Here is a 21,496-nt window from a genome sequence, read left to right as displayed (position 1 = left end):
CACCGGTGCCCTTTCTATTTTATGTGCCTGGGAAGATTACTCCGCTACTTTCTTGTCTTTAATGGCCAACTGCCCGCAGGCAGCGTCAATGTCCTTGCCCCGGCTGCGGCGCACGTTCACCTGCACGCCTCTGTCTGCCAGGTAGCGCATGAACGGCTCCAAACGGTCATCCTCTGACTTCTGGAACTGTCCGCCCTCAATAGGGTTGTACTCAATGATGTTCACCTTGCAAGGGATGATTTTGGAGAACTGCAGCAGTTCCTGGGCATCTTCTATGTTGTCATTGAAGTTGCTCAGCAAGATATACTCATAGGTTACCTTACGGCCGGTTTTCTGATGGTAGTACACCAGCGCCTCCTTCAAGGCCGCCAACGAGTTGGTCTCGTTGATGGGCATGATCTCGTTCCGTTTGGTGTCATTGGCGGCGTGCAAGCTCAGGGCCAGGTTGGCTTTGATACCGTCATCGGCCATTTTCTTGATCATCTTGGCAATACCGGCGGTACTTACCGTGATCCGGCGGGCCGCCATGTTCAGGCCGTCTGGTGCGGTGATGCGCTCAATAGACTTCATCACGTTGGCGTAATTGAGCAAAGGCTCGCCCATGCCCATGTACACAATGTTGGTGAGGGCACGATCATAGTGCTGCTCGGCCTGCTCCTTGATGCGCACTACCTGGTCATAGATCTCATCGGCGTTGAGGTTTCTAATGCGGTCCATTTTGCCGGTGGCGCAGAAAGAACACGTCAACGAGCACCCCACCTGGCTGGAAACGCAGGCCGTCATGCGCTTAGGGTGCGGAATAAGCACGCCTTCCACAATGTTGCCGTCAAACAGCCGGAACGTTGATTTTATGGTATAGTCATCGCTGCGTTGGCTGGTGTTCACCTCTACGCTGTTGATGGTAAAGGAACGCTCCAGCTTCTCACGCAGCGGCAGACTGATGTTGTTCATCTCTGAAAATGAGGTAGCCGTCAGTTTCCAGATCCACTCGTAGACCTGTTTGGCGCGGAACGGTTTTTCACCGTTTTCCGTCATCCAGGCCTTTAGCTGGTCCAAAGACAGTTTCCGGATGTCCTGCCGGTTCAGAATCTCTATATCTGGGATCAATGTGGTACTCATACTACAAAGGTACAAAATATCTCACGCTTTAGTTTCCAGCCGGTCAAGGGCTTCCTGCGGAATTGTCCGGAGCTTGCGGGCGGTGTAGTCAAAGCAGAGCATACCGGTTTTAGCGTGCGCTATTTCCTTGCCGTTTTGGTTGGAAACGCGGTAAACCAAGTCAAACCCGTACTTGCTGAACTCGGTGGGCTGCACCTGCACGGTGAGCACATCGCCATAGAAGCCCTCGCCTTTGTAGACAATGCCCACGTCACTCATGATCAGTCCGGCTCCGGCAAAATCCATTTCAGTATAACCGTGCGCCTTCAGGAACCGTACCCGCGCCTCATGCAGGAGACTCAGCAGCGCATCGTTGCCCAGGTGGTTGCCATAGTTAAGATCAGTGATGCGGATAGGTAACTCGGTCTGGAAGGAGAAACCGGTAGAAAGGTCTATTTTGATGCGGGCCACGGGGTGATTGATTTAGAATGGAGAATGAAGTTCTTTTTAGTGATTTACCTTTTTAGCGTATCTTCTTTTAAAGAACACCACAAGCGCTAACAAGGCCATCAAGATTGCGAAAGTCAGAAAATAATCAGTGATAGTTGATGCCGGGATTTTATGTCCAGAGCCTATAGCCATCATACAAAATAGAACAGTAAATATGGCAAGGAGAGCAAGGATAACCAGTAAAATATTGAATAGGATTTTCATCTGATTTCTTCATATAACAGAATCTCTAAAGATAAGTCTCCTTGAAAGACAAAGAAGGTTTTGAACCTGTTTTCTTTAAATGAGGATAGAAACGGGTTGGGTAAACGGGACAGGAATGGGGAAAAATGCCTACTTTGGATGCCTGTATTTTAACCAGCGTTTACCCGTGATCCTACCTGCCCTACAGAAAGGCGATGCCGTTGGCATTGTCTGTTTAGCCCGAAAAGTAAGTTTAGAAGACATCCAAGACGGCATCAGGCTATTGGAGACCTGGGGACTGCGCGTCGTTTTGGGCCAGAGCGTAGGCGCAGAGGACGGTTACCTAGGTGGCCCCGATGAGCTGCGGAGAACCGATTTCCAGAGGATGCTGGACAACCCTGAGATCAAGGCCATCTTCTCGGCGAGGGGTGGCTACGGCACCACCCGCATCCTGGACCAGCTTGATTTCTCCGGACTAATCCAAAACCCGAAATGGATTATTGGCTTCAGTGACGTGACGGCGCTGCTCTGCCATTTGCAAACGCTGGGCCTGGAAAGCATCCACGGGACCATGCCATTGCTCATGGGTAAACCTGACAGCGAAGAAGCCGATGAATCTTTGCGCCGCCTTCTGTTCCAGGAGCCGCTTTCCTACTCCGTTCCGGCCAATGCTCACAACAGACTGGGCACCGCTACCGGTCAACTGATAGGCGGAAATCTAATTCTGCTGAACAACATCATCGGGACTGCCTCTGACGTGGACTATACCGGCAAGATTCTCTTTCTGGAGGATGTGGGCGAATACTACTACAACGTAGACCGGGTGTTGGTGCATCTACGCCGGCTGGGCCGCTTGAAGCAATTGGCTGGCTTGGTAGTAGGTCAGTTCTCAGACATGAATGACACGGCTGTGCCCTTCGGGAAAGATATGCCGCAGATTATCCTGGAACATTGCGCCGGCTATGGGTACCCCATCTGCTTCGACTTCCCGGTGGGTCACGTGTCCCGCAATCTGGCGCTGGTGGTGGGCCGCGAAGCTACGCTGCAGGTGACGCAGGAAGGCGCTACGCTGGCCTATACACAAACCTCTTTTTAAGAATCGGCCTTAAAACAGGCTGATTCTACAGCGAATTACAACAGGCCGAAGAACCCACCTCTGTCCCTCCCAGGATGGGAATTTCTTTGCGGTTTGCTCTACCCAGATCCTGCCCCCAGCATCCGTTTGTGTCCTTAGCCAATCTGATCTGCAATCCTCAAAAACAAAAAGCCGTTTCCCGGGTCTTTTCCGGAAAACGACTCTAAAACAGCTGATGTGTGATTGTTATTGTTCCGTCATGACTACGTGCAACACGGTCTGGCCTACGGCTTTGAGGGTTTTGCGGTCAATGATGTCCATGTTGTCGGTGTGGCGGTGGTGGTACGGCCCGAAGAACCCATCGGGGCTGCTGGGGTCGTAGGCGATGATGTCGGCCATCCGGATGTTGGCGTGCTGGATGATGTAGGTGTGGTCATCCGTAATGCCCGGACTGTCTTGGAACGGGAAGTAATCTGAGTAGCCGATCTGGTTGGCCGTGCGCCATACTTTCTCCACCACATCGCCGGCGTAAGCGCGGCTGGTTTCTTCCCGCGCGAAACGGGAGCCCTTCGCCCCTACCATGTCCAGCAGGATGCCGTAGTTAGCCGTATAGCCTTTGGGCAGAAGGTTTTTGGCCCAGTATTGCGAGCCCAGGCACCAGGTATCCTCTTTGTAAGGACCGGTATTGTCTGGTTGTCCGTAGTCCTCGCCGTCAAACAGCATGAGGTCTACGCCCACGTTGCCGGTAAGCGGATTGGCCTGCAACTGACGAGCTATCTCCAAGAGAATACCCACGCCGCTGGCGCCGTCATTGGCGCCGTCCATCGGTTTCTTGGGGTTCAACGAGTCTTTATCGGCGACGTGACGAGTATCCCAGTGGGCGGCAAGTAAGATGCGGTTACTGGCCTTAGGGTTGAACTGCCCCATGATGTTGCGCAAATCCAGCGATGTTCCGTCATAGGCCTTGCCCGTAAAAGGCTGCACCAATACGTTAGCGCCATACCCTTTCAGTTGATTGATGAGGTAATCGCCGCAGGCGCGGTGCGCAGGCGTGTTGGGCACCCGCGGCCCAAAGGAAACCTGCTTGGCCACAAACTGGTACGCCGAGTCGGCGTTGAAAGCGGGTACGTTCTCCTTTGCCGCCGTGGCAGGTGCCTCGGCCGTAGCTGTTTCAGCGTTTCCCTTTTTGTCACAGGCCGGTAGACCAGCGGCAAGCAGCAGGCCCAGAGCCAGAACTTTCATGTTATTCTTCATATGCCCAGTCAATCCCGGTTTTCATGTCTTTGACCACAATGCCCTGCCCTTTGAGTTGCGCCCTAATGGCATCTACCTTGGCGTAGTCTTTGGTTTCCTTCGCCTCTTTGTAAAAGCCCAACACCACTTCCAGCAGAGACTGCGCATCGGCGGTTTGCTCTACTTTCAGTCCCAACACATCCAGCACCAAAGCACGGTATTGGGTCCGCATCTCCTCAAAAGTTTCCTCAGAGATGGTATCCAGTTTAAAGCCGCCAGTGTGCATGCTGTTCACTTTCTTGAGCAGGTTGAACAGGGCCGCAATGGATTTGGCGGTGTTCAGGTCATCGTTCAAAGGCGCAAACAGCTCCTCGGTCAGCTTTTTGATTTCCTCCTCGTCTTTGGCGTCCACGGCATCGGTACCGGCTGGGTACTGCAACTGGTCCAGGATACGCAGGCCGTTCATCACTTTGAGGTAGCCTTTGCGGGCCGCTTGCAGGCCTTCGTTGCTGAAATCAAGGGTGCTGCGGTAGTGCGCCTGCAGAATGAAGAAACGGATGGTCATAGGCGAGTACGCCTGCTGCAACACCTCGTGCGTGCCTGTAAATAACTCACCCAAGGTGATAAAATTGCCCAGCGATTTGCCCATCTTCTTGCCGTTGATGGTGATGAGGTTGTTATGCACCCAGAAGCGGGCCGAGTCTGAATGGCTGTGGCTGGCCTGGCTCTGCGCGATCTCGCACTCGTGGTGCGGGAACATGAGGTCCAGTCCGCCGCCGTGGATGTCAAACTGCGTGCCCAGGTACTTCCGGCTCATGGCCGAGCACTCCAGGTGCCAGCCCGGGAACCCTTCTGACCACGGCGAGGTCCAACGCATGATGTGGCTAGGGGATGCTTTTTTCCACAGCGCGAAATCCAGCGGAGAGCGCTTCTCCTGCTGCCCTTCTAGGTTATCGCGGGTGTTGGCCAGCAGGTCTTCCACCACGCGGCCGGAGAGTTTTCCGTAGTTATGCTCCTTGTTGTACGCCGGCACATCAAAGTACACCGATCCGTTGGATTCGTACGCCAGGCCGTTGTCCAGAATCTCCTGGATCATCTCAATCTGTTCTATGATGTGGCCCGAGGCGCGGGGTTCAATGTCTGGGGGCAACACGTTCAGGCTGCCCATGTCGCGGTGGAAGCTGTTGGTGTACTGCTGCACCACCTCCATTGGCTCCAACTGCGCGGCTTTCGCCAGTTTCTGGATCTTGTCCTCGCCAAAATCGGCATCGTTCTGCAGGTGGCCCACATCGGTGATGTTGCGCACGTAGCGCACCTTATACCCCAGGTACTGCATGTAGCGGCGCATCACATCAAAAGTGATGTATGGCCGGGCATGGCCCAGGTGCGCATCGCCGTAGACGGTAGGTCCGCAGACATATAAACCCACGAACGGGCTTTGCAAGGGTACAAACGCTTCTTTGGTGCGGGTGAGGGTATTATATAAAGATAACGGGTGGTTCATGCGGCAAAATTATAAAACTTACTGGTACTTGTGGTAACGGTACGGTGTTCAGGCGTATTCGTCTCTTTTTTCTTTGCTGTTTAGCAAGGGGGTCTCTGCGTTTAGAGCTTGTTTTAGGGGAAATGGGTTTGAAGGTGGTTTCTTTTAGGGGATGGTTTTGTGCGGGTCTAATGGCTTTTGGTTCGGTGATTTTTGACTGTTTTTAGATATGCTTGTGCACTCGTAGTCCGCTTTTGCTGCCGTAGCACCGCAATTTTCGTGGGTGCATAAGCTGTGTTGTTCCATAGCTGGGCTCCGTGCGCTCACGGCCGCGAGGCCCTGCCTTCCGGCCTCGCGCTGCGCCAGCTTCCTTTGCTCCTTTCGGTCGCAATGCCTTCGGCACCGGAAACAGGCAATGCGTAATAGCTGCATTGCATCATCCCCCTTCCACATGGTTCAAGTCTATGACTTGGACCCAAAATGATCGGCAGTTTGCAACTGCCGTGAGCAATGACCTTACTGAAAGCAGATTCTCCCCTTGAGTATTGCCCAAACGAGAGTTTGAGGCAGCGAGCGTAGCTCTGAAGAGGGGTGTTTACATCTGCCGATTACGGCAACCCAGTTGATTATTCGGAAACATTGTGTTTGAGACCATCATCGGTTTAGAGCCTCTTTTTCACAAAAGAGGCTCTAAACGAAAAGGCACATACCAACCTTAGTCTACAGATGCTTCAGAGGAGGAAGCCAGCACGTAGGTAGACTCCAAAGGGAAATGGTCGGTGAAGCGGATCTGGTCCAGGACATCGAAGCGGAGGAGTTCTAGGGGTCTGCTGAAGAACTGGTTGTCAATGCGGATGGGGAGTTTGCCGTTGTAGGTGAATCCGAAGCCGCTACCGCCTTCCTCAAAGCCGTTGCTCAGGTGTTTGCGCAGTTTCTGGTAGGTGTAGGAACTGGGCAGATCGTTCAGGTCACCGCAGAGGAGCACCGGGTGTTGGCTTGAGAGGATGTGGTTCATGAGTCGCTCTACCTGGTGGCTGCGGGCAATGAAGCCGCCTTTGAGACGTCGGGCAATGCTGCGACCTTTGGTCTTGAGACCAATCTTGCTTTGCACGGCAGCCTCTACGTCTTTTTCCTCAATGGCCATAGACTCTAGGTGCATGTTGTAGACCCGCAGGGTGTCTTTTGAAGGCAACTGCACGTCAATGTAAATCACTTGGTTCTTGGTAGGCCGGTCAAAAGAAACGCTTCCTTTGTCAACAATGGGGAATTTGGAAAAAATGGCCAACCCGAACTCGGCGCCGATTTTGTTGGTGAGGGCTTTGCCTATGTAGCTTTCGCGCTTCTGCTCTTTCCCAATCCGCTTGCGGCTGTCATAGGTGGCGTCTCCTTTCTCATTATAATACTCCTGGAGGCAGAGGATATCAGCGGTGTGTTCTGCCACCCATTGAATTTCCTGCTCAGGCAGCTGAGGGTTGTTCGCGTGAAGGTGTTTGTAAGAATTGAACACGCGCACGTTGTAGCTCAGAACGGTGATGCGCTGCTCCTGGGGCTCGGGCTGGGCATCGGGGGTGTTGAGGGTGAAGTAACGGGTGTGCTGGCCGTAGAACAAAAAGATGAGCAGGGCCGGCCACAGGGCCCAAAGTGGGCGTTGCCATAGCCACAGGAGCAGCAGAACCCCGTTCAGGACCAAGGCACCGGGCAAAGACATGGCCACGAAACCAGCCGGCCAGAAAAGATGCGGCGGCACGTATTGGCACGCCACCCCTACCAAAAGCCACAGCGTAGACAAAGAGGTCAGAAAAGAAAGAATCTTCCGGAGCACAGGGAAAAATTTAAACGCAGAAGTAAACCTACGCAAAAATCCGGAAGCAGATGGAAAAACGTAGGTTCTGGCTCCTTTGCGGGTGTTTTCTGGAAAACAGGCTAAAAATGGATTATAAATATAAAGGGCCTTTTAAAATACGCTATAGGCCCCTCCGTTTTAAACTTGACCTGAATTACTTAGTAATTGGAAATTATACCCTAATTTTACATCCTTAACACCTTATTAGTACAGCTATGTTGTTATCCTCTTTATTATTTATCGGAAATCTGGGCACCGGCGAGATGATTGTTCTCGTTTTGATCGTCCTGTTGCTGTTTGGGGCAAAACGTATTCCAGACCTGGCCCGCGGCTTAGGAAAAGGAATCCGGGAGTTCAAAGATGCCACTAAGGAAATCAAGAACGACATTGAGAATGCGTCTACCAATGATGACCGGTATTCCAATAACCAGAACAGAAACAATTACAACAACGGCCCGGGCTACACCAACCCAAATCCAGGTTACACCAACCCAGGTCCCGGTTATAACACCAATGCCCCTTACAACAACGGCAACGCACCCTATGACAATGCGCCCGTGAACCCTAACCCAACACCCAACAACCCCAACGTTTAATACATGCGTTATACATCCCTTGACGCTATCCGCGAGGAGATAGGCCGAGGCTCGCTCTCCTGCCGTCTGCTGGTGGAGCGTTACCTACAGAACATCAATGCCAAACGCCATCTGAACGCGTTTTTGGAAGTGTTTGAAGAGGAAGCCCTTCGGCAAGCCGAAGAAGTGGATGCCAAAATACAAGCCGGCACCGCCGGCAAACTGGCCGGAATGGTGATTGGCATCAAAGACGTACTGGCCTACGAAGGTCACGCGCTCCAGGCCTCCAGCCAGATTTTAAATGGTTTCAAATCCCTTTACACCGCCACCGCGGTGCAGCGCCTTCTGGCCGAGGACGCGATCATCATTGGCCGCCAGAATTGCGACGAGTTCGCGATGGGCGGTTCCAACGAAAACTCCTCTTTTGGTCCGGCCCTCAATGAAGTGGACAATTCCCGCGTGCCGGGTGGTTCTAGCGGCGGTTCTGCCGTGGCCGTGCAAGCAGATCTTTGCCTTGCCTCTATTGGATCTGATACCGGTGGCTCTGTTCGTCAGCCGGCGGCGTATTGCGGCGTGGTGGGCATGAAACCTACCTATTCCCGCATCTCGCGCTACGGCCTTATCGCCTACGCTTCTTCCTTTGACCAGATTGGCGTAATCACCCAGAGCGTGGATGATGCTGCCCTTCTCCTGGAAGTGATGGCTGGCCCCGATGAGTTTGATGCCACCGTGAGCCAGCGCCCGGTTCCTGCCTACAGCCAAAACCTGACCTTTGACCGTCCCGCCCGCATCGGGTTCATCCGGGATTCTTTCGAGAGCCCTGGTTTGAATTCTGAGGTAAAAACCGCAGTGCAAGGTGTACTGGATCAGTTACAGGCTGATGGTCATACGGTTGAGCCGGTAGAATTCCATTTTTTAGACTATATTGTACCCACCTACTACATTCTGACCACTGCCGAAGCCAGTTCCAACCTGGGTCGGTACGATGGGGTGAAGTACGGTTTCCGGAGCCAGAACGCGACGGACTTGGCCTCTATGTACAAGAAAACCCGTTCCGAAGGCTTCGGAAAGGAAGTACAGCGCCGCATTATCCTGGGTACCTTCGTGCTTTCCGCTGACTATTACGACGCTTACTATACCAAGGCGCAGCAGGTGCGCCGCCTCATCAAAGAGAAAACCGATGAGCTTCTGAGCCAATACGATTTTCTGATTTTACCCACCACCCCCACCACCGCTTTCAAGATAGGGGAAAACACCAAGGACCCGCTGGCCATGTACCTGGAGGATATCTACACGGTACAGGCAAACCTGGCAGGCATTCCGGCTATTTCGTTACCAATTGGGCAAGACGCCGCAGGGCTTCCAATTGGGGTACAGCTGATGACCAAAGCTTTTGGCGAAGAACAGTTACTGGCCTTCTCTAAACAACTGATGAACCATCAACCACACCTAACCGCCTAATGCGCAAAACTACCCTTCTTACAGGCCTTGTACTTACACTAGGCCTGGGCTCTGCCCTACAGGCCCAGGAAATGCCGACACTGGACGTTCCAGCGGTGCAAGTAAAAGACACTACCAAGGTACTCACTGATTCCGTAGAGTTCATTCCGGTGGAAACCGATGAGCTCATCCAGGACCGCCTCAGCTGTCTGGAACAGGAAATCCCCCTGGAGTTCAACAAGCAGGTAAGAGGGTTGATTGACTACTTCACCATCCGGAACCGGAAATACACCCGGCGCGTGTTGGAGCGGAAGCCTATGTACTTCCCCATGTTTGAGAAGGCCCTGGCCAAGCACAACATGCCCGATGAGTTGAAGTACCTGGCCGTGGTGGAATCAGCGCTGTTGCCGAAAGCGGTTTCCTCGGCGAAAGCCGTTGGTTTGTGGCAGTTCATGGACTTCACCGGCCGCGACTTCCGGTTGGTGCAGAACCATTACCTGGATGAGCGCATGGACCCGGAGAAATCCACCGAGGCCGCCTGCAAATTCCTGAAGCAACTGTACCGCATGTTCGGGAGCTGGGAGATGGCGTTGGCGGCGTATAACTGCGGTCCGGGGAACGTGAGGAAAGCCATTGCGCGCTCGGGCGGCAAGAACACGTTTTGGGGCATTTATCCGTATTTGCCTAAAGAAACGCGGGCCTACGTACCCTCTTTCACGGCCCTGGTATACGCCTTGAACCACGCCGAGGACCACAACCTGCACCCGGCCAATTTGCAGACACCCATCGCCGTGGATACCCTGTTGATTAGCCAACCGCTTGATTTGAAACTGCTGGCCAAGCAACTGAACCTTCCCGAAAACCAGATTGTGGACCTGAACCCGGCGCTCAAGCTGAAGCACATCCCGGAGAACGTGTACAATTTCCCGCTGCGCATCCCGGCCGATGTTCGTCCTTTCTTGGCGGAGAACCGGCTGGCTATCCTGGACTCGGCTCGTTACCGCGCACCATACAAAGCCCCGGCCAAGCTCAAACTACCAGCCTTGACGGAGGAACCAACCCTCATTCTGGCCAAAGCGGAGCCTGTTACTTCTGACAGCGCCACCAAGACCTTCTACACCGTGCGCCGCAATGACAATCTTTCCAAAATAGCGAAAGACCAGAATGTGACGGTAGAGCAACTCAAAGCCTGGAACAAGATCTCGGGCAATGTCCTCATGGCCAACCAAAAGCTCGTGGTCTACAAACCCGAAAGCAAAACCGGTCAGGATGTGAAGGAGACTCCGGCGGCGGAGAAAACACTCCTGGCCTCGGCCGAGGAAATGCCGGTTTCCACGGGTAAGAACGCCGGGCCAAGCGCCAATGACGTGCCTAAGGAGAACGCCGCCATTGTGATGGTTTCTGCCAAACAGGCATCGGCTAAGAAAAAGGCCGAGGTGGAGAAACCGCAGACGGTGCACCATGTGCAACCCGGTGATACCCTCTGGAACATTTCAAGACGTTACAACAACGTGAGCGTGGAGAAACTGCGCAAAGCAAACAAACTGAAAGGCGACGAGTTAAAACCCGGCATGAAGCTCATTGTAGGCTGATTCCGTTAGAATCATATAATTAGCATCTCTGGCTTAGGCTTGGGATGCTTTTTGTTTTTTGAGCTTGTTTGGCCAAAACAGCCCTAAAAGGGAGGAACGGAAACGCGGCTGCGCTTTGGTGAATTAGAAAAAAGATAGCAATTTGAACTTATTACCCGCACAACAAACGTTGGTTTTGCGGCAAGTACCCATAGCATACAACACTACTTACGAAGGACATGATTAAAATCAACAAGGAAGACGCGCTGAATTATCACAGTCAGGGGCAGCCCGGCAAGATAGAGGTGGTGCCTACCAAAATGGTGAGCACGCAGATGGACTTGGCCCTGGCGTATTCGCCAGGCGTAGCGGAGCCTTGTAAAGCCATTGCCGCCAACCAGGAAGATGTGTACAAATACACCGCCAAGGGAAACCTGGTGGGCGTGATCTCCAACGGAACCGCCGTGCTGGGTCTGGGCAACATCGGCCCGGATGCCTCTAAACCGGTAATGGAAGGAAAAGGCGTACTCTTCAAGAAATTCGCGGGCATAGACGTCTTTGACATTGAGATAAACGAAACCGATCCAGACAAATTCATCCAGATTGTGAAGTCGCTGGAGCCAACTTTCGGCGGCATCAACCTGGAGGACATTAAAGCCCCTGAGAGCTTCAAGATTGAGAATGCCCTGCGCGAGCAGATGAACATTCCGCTCATGCACGATGACCAGCACGGCACGGCCATCATCTCCAGTGCCGCTCTTTTAAACGGACTGGAGATTGTGGGCAAAGACATTGACAAGGTCAAAATGGTGATCAACGGCGCCGGCGCTGCTGCCATTGCCTGCGCCAAGCTGTACCTGGAACTGGGCGTGAACATTGACAACATCGTCATGTTTGACAAAGACGGCATCATCAACCCGCACCGCAATGACCTGGACATCTACCGTGCCCAGTTTGTGACCACCCGCAACATCAGCACCCTGGCCGAGGCCATGGAAGGCGCCGATGTGTTTGTGGGCCTGAGCGCCGGCAACGTTTTAGCGCCCGAATTTGTGAAACTGATGGCAAAAGACCCCATCATCTTCGCGCTGGCCAACCCAGACCCGGAGATTGCCTACGAGACCGCCATGGCCACCCGCGATGATTTGATCATGGCCACCGGCCGCTCAGACCATCCTAACCAAGTAAACAACGTATTGGGCTTCCCTTACATTTTCAGGGGGGCTTTGGACGTGCGTGCCACCGAGATCAACGAGGCCATGAAACTGGCTGCCGTGTACGCGCTGGCAGAACTGGCCAAAGAAGGCGTTCCGGACATCGTGCATAAGGCCTACGGTGACAACACCATCGCTTTCGGTCGCACGTACCTCATCCCTAAACCGCTGGACCCGCGCCTGATCACCACTGTGAGTCCGGCCGTGGCCAAAGCCGCCATAGAATCCGGGGTGGCGCGGAAGCCGATCACCAACTGGGAGCGTTACCACCAGGAACTGCAGGCCCGCATTGGTATTGACCAGAAACTGATGAACCGCGTGCTCACGCAGGCCCGTCAGAACCCTAAAACCGTGGTCTTCGCCGAGGCGGACAATTACAAGATCCTGAAAGCGGCCCAGACGGTACTTGAGCAGAAACTGGCCTTCCCGGTACTATTAGGCGAGCGCGTGCGCATCCAGGAGATGATTGAGGAGTTCAACATGGAACTGGACGGCGCCGTGATCATTGACCCACGCGAAGAAGACGCCAAATGCGAGCAATTTGCGCACCTGCTCTACGAGAAGCGCAAGCGCAAAGGGTTGACGCTTTTCGATTGCCGCAAACTGGTGCGGGACCGCAACTACTTCGGCTGTATGATGGTGGAGACCGGCGAGGCCGATGCTCTGATCTCGGGTCTTACCCGCGAGTACTCTTCTACCATTAAGCCGGCTCTGCACGTGATTGGCGTGGAAGAAGGCGTGAACAAGGTGGCGGGCATGTACATCATCCAGAACAAAAAGGAACCGTACTTCTTCGCCGATACCACCGTTAACCTGCAGCCTAGCGCCGAGGAGCTGGTGGACATCATCGGGTTGACGGCGCGTTACGTGCGGTTCTTTGACCGTGAGCCCAGAATGGCGGTGCTTTCGTACTCCAACTTCGGGTCCAGCGCCGGGCAGGTGCCTACCAAAACCCGCGAGGCTACCCGCCTAGCCAAACTGCGCTACCCAGACCTGATCATTGACGGCGAGATGCAGGCCAATACCGCCCTAAACCCAGACCTGCTGCGCGAGCACTATCCGTTCAGCGAGCTGGCCAACGAAGGCGCCAACACGCTCATCTTCCCGGGGCTGGCGGCGGGTAACATTGCCTACAAACTTTTGCAGGAAATTGGGGGTGCCGAGGCCATCGGGCCAATCCTTATGGGAATGCGCAAACCAGTGCATATCTTGCAGTTAGGTTCTTCGGTGCGGGAGATCATCAACATGGTGGCTATTGCCGTGGTAGATGCCCAAACGTGCAAGGCAAAACTCTAAATAGTACCACTGCGTAGGGGTGTTATCGCCATCTATGTAGTGTTTTTTACAACCGTATTTATCCGACTTCTGTTTTCAGGCTGTTTTATTGAAAAGGGCCCGAAAACAGAAGTTGTTTTTATTGATCATCTGCTTTAACTTCATACTACGCTGGTCACATGATCGCATATTTAGATGGCCGTCTGGCACAGAAAGATCCCACCTTCGTCATCATTGATGTAGGAGGCGTGGGGTATGAACTCCGTATTTCCCTCAATACCTATGGGCAGTTGCCCGAAGGGGAACGCTGCCGGCTCTACACACACCAGCACATCAAGGAAGACGCCCATACGTTGTATGGCTTTGCCACCCCCGCAGAGAAAAGCGCCTTTCTGCATTTGATTTCTATTTCGGGCGTAGGCCCCAACACCGGCCTGATGATTCTTTCCTCGCTTACGGTGCAGGAAGTGCAGCAGGCCATCGTGCGGGAAGACGTCCGCACCATTCAGCAGGTGAAAGGAATTGGTGCCAAAACAGCCCAGCGAATTATCCTGGAATTGCGCGATAAATTCAGGAAAGGATTAGGGCCCGATGCCGTCAGTGTCACTTTTGGCGCAGCGCACAATACCTCCCGGGAGGAGGCGTTATCAGCATTGGTGACATTAGGCTTCGCGAAGAACATAGCCGAGAAAACCCTGGATGCAATCATTAAGCGCGAGGGTGCAAACCTGACCGTGGAAGAAATGATCAAGTTCGCTTTGAAGTCATCATAAGAAACTTCCCCATTATTTGTGTTTTATAACAGAAAGCCTCACATTCTTGCAGCCGCGGTAGGGTTGGTGTCGTTGATGGCTTGGCTTACCCAAGCCGAGCCAAGCAGAGTATCTATGGCAGGTGTAAGTGCAGCGCTCATGGCGCTGTCAGATGTAGAAGAAGAACCTCAAGACACAACCAAAAACCAAGGATACATTCCCTCCCGGCGCCCCAAAATCATCTTTGAGGACCGCCGCGGAGACCCGTTCTCCAACAGAACCACTTTGTCGCCGCTGATTCTGCCGCTGCCCAAGAACGTAGAGTTGCAGGTGGAGCCAGATGACAGCCTCAAACGCTACGAGATCACGGAGCAGATTGGCGGGTATGACTACCGCAATCCCAGCACCATGACCTTTGAGGAATACTCGCGCTACCAGCAGCAGAAGGCCATCAAAGATTACTGGCGCACCAAATCTGCCAGCCTGGACGAGCAGAACCCTGCGGCCCCCAGTCGTCGGCTGGTGCCTACCCTTAACCTGGGAGGCCGCACGTTTGACCGGCTGTTTGGCGGCAACACCGTAGACATCCGGCCCAACGGTCTGGCCACGCTTAAATTCGGGGCGCTTTTCAACAAGAACGAGAACCCCGCCATTCCACTGCGCCAGCAGCGCATAGGCGACTTTGAGTTTGACCAGAGCATCGCCCTCAACATTGACGGCCGCATTGGCGAGAAGATGCGCATCACCGCCAACTGGGATACCAAAGCCAACTTCGATTTCGAGAACAACCTCAAGCTGGAATACACCGGCTACCCAGAGGAGATCATTCAGAAAATTGAGGCCGGAAACGTAAGCCTGCCGCTCAACAACTCGCTTATCTCGGGTGGGCAGAACCTTTTCGGTCTGAAAGCCCAGCTGCAGTTAGGGAAACTGTCGGTAACGGCCATTGCCGCCAACCAACGCGGGAGTATTGATGCGGTAGATATTCAAAACGGGGCCCAAAACAGACGCTTTGAGTTGCGTGCCGATGACTATGACCGCGACCGCCACTTCTTCCTGGCCCAATTCTTCCGTAACCGCTATGACCAGGCCCTGCGCAGCTTGCCGCTGGTGAACTCCGGTATTGTGGTTCGCCGTCTGGAAGTGTACATCACTAATGACAACCGCGCCACCCAAAACCTGCGCAACGTGGTGGCTTTGATGGATTTGGGCGAGCCGCAGCCGTTTCAGAGCCGTTTTAGCACAAACCAGCCCGCGGGTGCCGGGGCTGGGAATAACCAGAACAGTCTGTACGGAAGTCTCTCTAATCGTAACAATACCCAGGTAGACAATTTTCTGGAAGGCTTCGGACTGCGCAAGACCACCGATTTTGAGCACGTCCGCGCCCGCCGCCTGGACCAGACGGAGTACAAATTCAACCCGCAGTTGGGGTACATCTCCTTGAATGCCGCGCTGCTGCCCGAGCAGGTACTAGGGGTGGCGTTTGAGTACACGTTGAACGGCCGTACCTACAAAGTAGGGGAACTGCAGGAAGACTACCAGAACGTACCAGAGGACCAGGTGATTTTCCTGAAGTTGCTGCGCGGCACCAACCCGGGGCTGAACACGCCTACCTGGGACCTGATGATGAAGAACGTCTATGCCCTCAACGCGAATCAGATTGAGCGGAACAACTTCCAATTGAACATCGCTTATAAAGACGATGCTACCGGCGGAGACCTCACCAGCTTGCAGGATGAGTCGCGCCTGAAAGGCATTCCGTTGATTCAGGTGTTCAACCTGGACAACGTGAACACGAACAATGACCCTCCGCGCGATGGGAACTTTGACTTTTTGTCCGGCATCACCATTGACCCGGAATCTGGCCGTATTTTCTTCCCGCAGGTAGAGCCGTTTGGGTCTTACCTCCGCTCCCGCTTCACGCCGGGCCAGGAAGACCAGTACATCAACAAATACGTTTTCCAGGAACTCTATGACTCCATCCAGACCGATGCGCAGCAGTTCGCCCAGAAAAACAAGTTCTTTATCCAGGGCCGTTACCAGGCTTCCAGCACCGATGAGATCACCCTGCCCGGCATCCGGATTGCCGAAGGCTCCGTGGCGGTGTACTCGGGCGGTACGCGTCTGGTAGAGGGCCAGGATTACCAGGTATTCTATGACCTGGGCCGCGTAAAAATCTTGAATCCGAGCTATCTCAACAGCGCCAGCAACCTGCGCGTGACCTATGAGAAAGCTGACATTCTAAGTGTGCAGCCCAGAACGTTGTTAGGCGCCCGCTTTGACTACAAAGTAGACAATGATCTCATCTTAGGCGCCACCGTGCTGCACCAGGGAGAAAGGCCCTTCATCCAGCGCGTGAACATCGGCGATGAGCCCAGCAACAACACCATTTACGGCTTTGACGTCAATTACCGCCGTGAATCGCGCCTGCTCACCCGCCTCACCGATAAACTGCCGTTCCTGGAGACAAAAGAGCCTTCATCGGTTACCCTGGGTGCCGAAGTTGCGCAGTTGGTACCCCAGAAAACAGCTTTCAGAGGCGAAGACGGGGTTTCTTACATTGATGACTTTGAGAACGCCAAGACGCCTTACTCCCTGGGTGGTTTCAACACCAATGCCTGGCGTTTATCAGCTACCCCAGCTCCATTAATCAACGGGACTTCTGGTCTGGCTTACGCGTACAATCGGGCCAAGCTGGCTTGGTATACCATTGACCAGATCTACTACACCTCCAATGGCCTGCGGCCGAACAACATCACCCGCGAGGAGCTTGAAAACCACTACGTGCGCGGCGTGCAGCGGAGAGAGATTTTCCCTAACCGTGACCCAGAGACGAACAACACGTTTGAGTACACCTTTGACCTGGCTTACTACCCAAGAGAGCGCGGGCAGTACAACTACAACCCTTTGGTGAGCAATGACGGCCGGTTCCTGCAAAATGATGCCCGCAGCAACTGGGCCGGTATCAGCCGCGAGATCTCTTTTGACAACAACTTTGACAACGCCAACATTGAGTACCTGGAGTTCTGGATGCTGGACCCGTTCATCAAGGGAGACAAAGGCCGGAGAATCATCACCGGTTTGGATGACGCGCAGAACAGCCTGGATGAGAACGGTAAGCTGGTTTTCAACCTGGGTAACATCTCAGAAGACCTGCTCAAAGACCAGCGCTACCAGTTTGAGAACGGTCTGCCTACGGATGGAAACCCCCAGGCCACCGAACCCACTGCCTGGGGCCGCGTGACCCGTAACCAGTTCCTCACCGATGCCTTTGACAATGAGCCCGGCTCCCGCCCTTTCCAAGATATTGGTCTGGATGGTTTGAATGACACTGACGAACGCGCCTTCTTCCAAGGCATCTACAGCACCATAGATGACCCCTCGGCAGATAACTTCCGCCACCACCTGGATGGCGCTTATGACGGCTCCAGTACCGGGGTGCTGGGACGGTACAAGAACTGGAACGGCATGGAAGGCAACTCACCGGTGAACAGCGAACTCTCCTCCAATGCTTTCCCAGACAAAGAAGACCTGAACAAAGACAACGTCATCAGTGACGTGGAGCAGTACTACGAGTACAACATTGACCTGAGACCCACCCGTCTGGCCGTGGGCAGCAACTACATCGTGGACAAAGTAGATTCCACTGACTCCAACGGTAACCGGATCAGTTGGTACCAGTTCCGGATTCCGGTAAGGAAACCTACCGGCAACGTGAACAACATGCAGGGCTTCAAGTCCATCAGGTTCATGCGGATGTACACCACGCAGTTCGCCCAGCCGGTAGTGTTGCGCTTTGCCCAGATGCAATTTGTCTCTAACCAGTGGCGTACCTACAATTCCATTCTGTCTAACGGCGCACCTTGCGTGGGCGACTGTGACTCTGATGCTTCTGCGTTTGAGGTGTCCTCAGTGAGCATTGAGGAAAACGGTGAGGTAGATGCCGGTACCATTCCGTACGTGGTGCCGCCGGGCGTAGAGCGCCAGCGCGACTACTCCTCGGCCAACAACCGCCGCCAGAATGAGCAGTCTTTGCAGTTGACCGTAGAGAACCTGCGTGATTCTTTCAGCAAAGCGGTGTACAAGAACGTGACCCAGGACATGCTTATCTACAAGCGCCTGAAAATGTACGTGCATGCCCAGAGCCCAAACGGTACCCAGGACAACGAGGTGAACGCCTTCATCAGAATCGGTACCGACTTTACCCAGAACTACTACGAGTTCTCCATCCCGCTCAAGATTACGCCGCAAGGCAGCCGTGATCCGTACCAGATCTGGAACGAGCAGAACTTCATTGACGTGGCGTTTGACGAGTTTGTGAAGCTGAAATCAAGACGAAACCAAGCCAGCTTCCCGCTGAACCAGGTCTTTGCGGAGACAAGGGAAGACGGCAAGGTATTCAGAGTAGTGGGTAACCCCGATTTCAGTGATGTGCAGAGTTTGATGATTGGTCTGGAAAATCCGGCCACGCCAGACAAAGCAGCCCACTCAGTAACCCTTTGGGTGAACGAACTGCGGGTGTCTGACTTTGACCGCACCGCCGGTTGGGCCGCTACCGCCCGCGCCAACGTGAAGCTGGCTGATTTTGCCAACATCTCCGCTACTGGTTCCTATACCACCGTGGGCTTTGGCGGCATCCAGCAACGGGCGGCCCAGAGAGCACGCGAGACCACGGGCCAGTTTGACATCACCGCCAACGTAGCCGCCGAGAAACTTCTGCCAAAGGGCCTTGGCCTGGTAGTACCGCTATCTGTGCAGTACGGAACCACCATCAGTGAGCCCCGCTACGACCCACTGGACCGCGACACCGAACTAGACCTTTCCCTGGAGAAGTTTGAGAACAGCAACGACCGGGAAAACTACCGAAAGGAAGTCGTGAGCCAGACCACCACCAAAAGCGTGAACCTGCTCAACGTCCGGAAAGAGAAGACCGACCCAGAGGCCAAAACACACCTCTATGACATAGAGAACCTGTCGTTCTCCTATGCTTACACCGAAGTCCTGCACACGGATATCTCCACGGACCGGAACTACTCTAAAACTTACACGGGCGGGATTGCCTATAACTACAACAACACGCCTAAGAGCTACACGCCGTTCGCCAACATCAAGGCCTTCCAGTCGCCGTACCTGCGGTGGTTGAAAGAGTTTAATTTCTCTTTGGCGCCTAGCAGAATCTCTATTAGGGGTGACCTAGACCGTCGGTACAATGAAACGTTCATGCAGGGCCGTACCTCAGCGTACAGCTTGCCAGACACGGCGGGTTTCCTGCCTACTTTCCAGAAATCGTTCTTCTTCAACCGCATCTATGACGTGAAGTGGGACATCACCAAGAGCCTCAGCCTAGACTATACCGCCACCAACCGGGCGGTGGTAGACGAGCCAAACGGACGCATCAACGACGAGATTGATACCTTGCGCTGGAAGAACGAGGAAATCTGGCACAACCTGAGACGCTTCGGGCGGAACACCAACTTTAACCAGGTAGTGGCCCTGACCTATCGCTTGCCGCTGGACAAATTCCCGCTTACTGACTGGATCTCGGGGGATGCACGTTACCAGGCAGGCTTCACCTGGACTTCGGCCTCCACGGCCCTCAGCCGGAATGATACCTTACAACTGGGGAACACCATTGAGAACAGCACCGAAACCAGCGTAAGCGGTAAACTAGACCTGGTGCGCCTGTACAACAAAGTGAAATTCCTGAAGGCCGCCAACGAGGCCTCTGCCAAGCCAAGCGTTCGCCAGCAACCGAATACGGTGAATGGACAGACCGCTGCGGCAGACACGACCCAACAGGGAGGAGGCATGCGAGTGGTGAATGGCATTCTGCGGGCATTGATGTCGGCCAGGTCGGTTAACTTTACTTATGCGCGCACCCAGGGTACCTTACTGCCAGGCTTCCTGCCAACGGCCAAGAACTTCGGGTTAGCCGATGGCTTCGGGGCACCGGGACTGGACTTCGTGCTGGGCAAGCAGTTTGAGCTGGATGATCTCTTCCAGCGGGCCAACCGCGAGGGCTGGTACACAGACAGCAGCCAGTACCTGAACACGCCGCTCAGCTCGCTCAACTCCGTGAACCTGACCGCCCGCGCCACCATTGAGCCGTTCAAGAACTTCCTTATCACTGTTGATGGGGTGATGAACAAGTCTGAAATTGATGAAGTGTACTACCGCCGAGATTCAGCTTTGGTGGTGCAGCGCCAGACACCGTTCACCACTGGGTCTTACCGCGTTTCTTTCATCTCTCTGCAGACCATGTTTGAGGGAGGATCTGGCAACAGTTCAGCGGCGTTTGAGAACTTTATCCGGTACCGGGCCGAAGTGGCCAGCCGATTGAATGCCGCTAAATCTGGGCCAGGTTTGTATCAGCCTAATTCTCAGGATGTGTTGATCCCGGCGTTCCTGAACGCGTACCAGGGCAAAGACATCAACGGCTTCAAGGCGAAACCCACCGGTCCGTTCGATGCGATTCCGCTGCCTAACTGGAACGTAGTCTACAACGGTCTGTCCACATTGCCGTTCTTCCAGCAGTACTTCAGTTCCTTCACCCTGAACCACGCCTACCAGTCTACGTACACGGTGGCCAACTTCAGCACGGCGTTGGATTACAGCTTCAAACCGACAGGCTTCCCAGACAGGGCCAATGAGAAGGGCGAAGTGATTCCGTACTACATTGTGAGCCAAGTAGCCATCACCGAGAGCATGAACCCACTCATCGGGATCAACTTCCGGACCAAAGGCGCCTTGACCGGCCGTGTGGAATACAAGACCCAACGGAACCTGCTCCTGAACATGACCAATGCGCAGGTGACGGAGAACGGCATCAAAGACATTGTGGTGGGTTTTGGCTATAGCGCTACTAACTTCCGGTTGCCGTTCAAGATTGGCGGCAAGCGCACCCTGGAGAATGAATTGACCATGCGCCTGGACTTCACCATCAGAGACAATGAAACCATTCAGCGCACCATTGCCGTAGACGCCAACGGAGCCGAGTACCAGAACAACCTGACCACCGCCGGGGCCAAGCAGGTACAGATACGGCCTACCATTGACTATGTGGTAAGCCAGCGCCTGAACCTGCAGTTCTACTTCACGCAGAACATCAATGAACCCAAAGTGGCCAACGCGTTCCGCAACACCGTTACCGAGGGCGGCATCCAGCTCCGGTTCAGTTTATCTGACTAAGCGATGGTTTAAGGCTCGTTTTTGGAAAACGAGCCTTAAACATGCCATGGGCTTGC

Annotated in this window: 12 protein-coding genes; 7 read left to right on the top strand and 5 right to left on the bottom strand. The window is 54.0% G+C overall.

All coding sequences use genetic code 11. The features are described from left to right. Positions 1–36: 36 nt before the first annotated feature. Together rlmN and FOA19_RS16650 are read right to left on the bottom strand one after the other, a co-directional pair. The gene (rlmN, locus tag FOA19_RS16655; RefSeq protein ID WP_149092003.1) at positions 37–1,119 is read right to left on the bottom strand and encodes a 23S rRNA (adenine(2503)-C(2))-methyltransferase RlmN; all 1,083 of its coding nucleotides are present in this window, start codon (positions 1,117–1,119) and stop codon (positions 37–39) included. A 21-nt stretch (positions 1,120–1,140) separates the two neighbouring features. Further along, on the bottom strand, positions 1,141–1,569 hold the full coding sequence (locus tag FOA19_RS16650; protein ID WP_149092002.1) for an acyl-CoA thioesterase: 429 nt from the start codon (positions 1,567–1,569) through the stop codon (positions 1,141–1,143). A 358-nt stretch (positions 1,570–1,927) separates the two neighbouring features. On the opposite strand from FOA19_RS16650, the gene FOA19_RS16645 reads away from it, so the two are divergent. Next, the gene (locus FOA19_RS16645; protein ID WP_223808958.1) at positions 1,928–2,887 is read left to right on the top strand and encodes a S66 peptidase family protein; all 960 of its coding nucleotides are present in this window, start codon (positions 1,928–1,930) and stop codon (positions 2,885–2,887) included. A 225-nt stretch (positions 2,888–3,112) separates the two neighbouring features. On the opposite strand, the gene FOA19_RS16640 is transcribed toward FOA19_RS16645, so the two are convergent. From FOA19_RS16640 to FOA19_RS16630, 3 genes are all read right to left on the bottom strand, one after another. Then, on the bottom strand, positions 3,113–4,108 hold the full coding sequence (locus tag FOA19_RS16640) for a M28 family peptidase (protein ID WP_223808957.1): 996 nt from the start codon (positions 4,106–4,108) through the stop codon (positions 3,113–3,115). A 1-nt stretch (position 4,109) separates the two neighbouring features. Continuing rightward, entirely contained in the window at positions 4,110–5,603 is a 1,494-nt protein-coding gene (cysS, locus tag FOA19_RS16635; RefSeq protein WP_149091999.1) for a cysteine--tRNA ligase, read from the bottom strand. A gap of 694 nt (positions 5,604–6,297) precedes the next feature. Beyond that, positions 6,298–7,404: an endonuclease/exonuclease/phosphatase family protein gene (locus FOA19_RS16630; RefSeq protein ID WP_149091998.1), complete on the bottom strand. Its 1,107-nt coding sequence runs from the start codon at positions 7,402–7,404 to the stop codon at positions 6,298–6,300. A 236-nt stretch (positions 7,405–7,640) separates the two neighbouring features. On the opposite strand from FOA19_RS16630, the gene tatA reads away from it, so the two are divergent. From tatA to sov, 6 genes are all read left to right on the top strand, one after another. Then, positions 7,641–8,021: a Sec-independent protein translocase subunit TatA/TatB gene (gene tatA, locus FOA19_RS23730; RefSeq protein WP_149091997.1), complete on the top strand. Its 381-nt coding sequence runs from the start codon at positions 7,641–7,643 to the stop codon at positions 8,019–8,021. 3 nt (positions 8,022–8,024) lie between these two features. Then, entirely contained in the window at positions 8,025–9,461 is a 1,437-nt protein-coding gene (gene gatA / locus FOA19_RS16620) for an Asp-tRNA(Asn)/Glu-tRNA(Gln) amidotransferase subunit GatA (RefSeq protein WP_149091996.1), read from the top strand. Then, positions 9,461–11,032, top strand: coding sequence for a lytic transglycosylase domain-containing protein (locus tag FOA19_RS16615; RefSeq protein ID WP_149091995.1), 1,572 nt, complete (start codon positions 9,461–9,463; stop codon positions 11,030–11,032). The genes gatA and FOA19_RS16615 overlap by 1 nt, the downstream gene beginning before the upstream one ends. Positions 11,033–11,250: 218 nt before the next feature. Further along, positions 11,251–13,521: an NADP-dependent malic enzyme gene (locus FOA19_RS16610; RefSeq protein WP_190300444.1), complete on the top strand. Its 2,271-nt coding sequence runs from the start codon at positions 11,251–11,253 to the stop codon at positions 13,519–13,521. Positions 13,522–13,679: 158 nt separating this feature from the next. Further along, the gene (ruvA, locus tag FOA19_RS16605) at positions 13,680–14,273 is read left to right on the top strand and encodes a Holliday junction branch migration protein RuvA (protein ID WP_149091994.1); all 594 of its coding nucleotides are present in this window, start codon (positions 13,680–13,682) and stop codon (positions 14,271–14,273) included. Between the two features lie 114 nt (positions 14,274–14,387). After that, on the top strand, positions 14,388–21,440 hold the full coding sequence (gene sov / locus FOA19_RS16600; protein WP_223808956.1) for a T9SS outer membrane translocon Sov/SprA: 7,053 nt from the start codon (positions 14,388–14,390) through the stop codon (positions 21,438–21,440). Positions 21,441–21,496: the final 56 nt, after the last annotated feature.

The sequence above is a fragment of the Rufibacter hautae genome (genome assembly GCF_008271695.1).
GTDB lineage: Bacteria > Bacteroidota > Bacteroidia > Cytophagales > Hymenobacteraceae > Nibribacter > Nibribacter hautae.
Note: the sequence above shows the minus strand (reverse complement) of the source record. Positions and strands in the feature narration are given on the sequence as shown.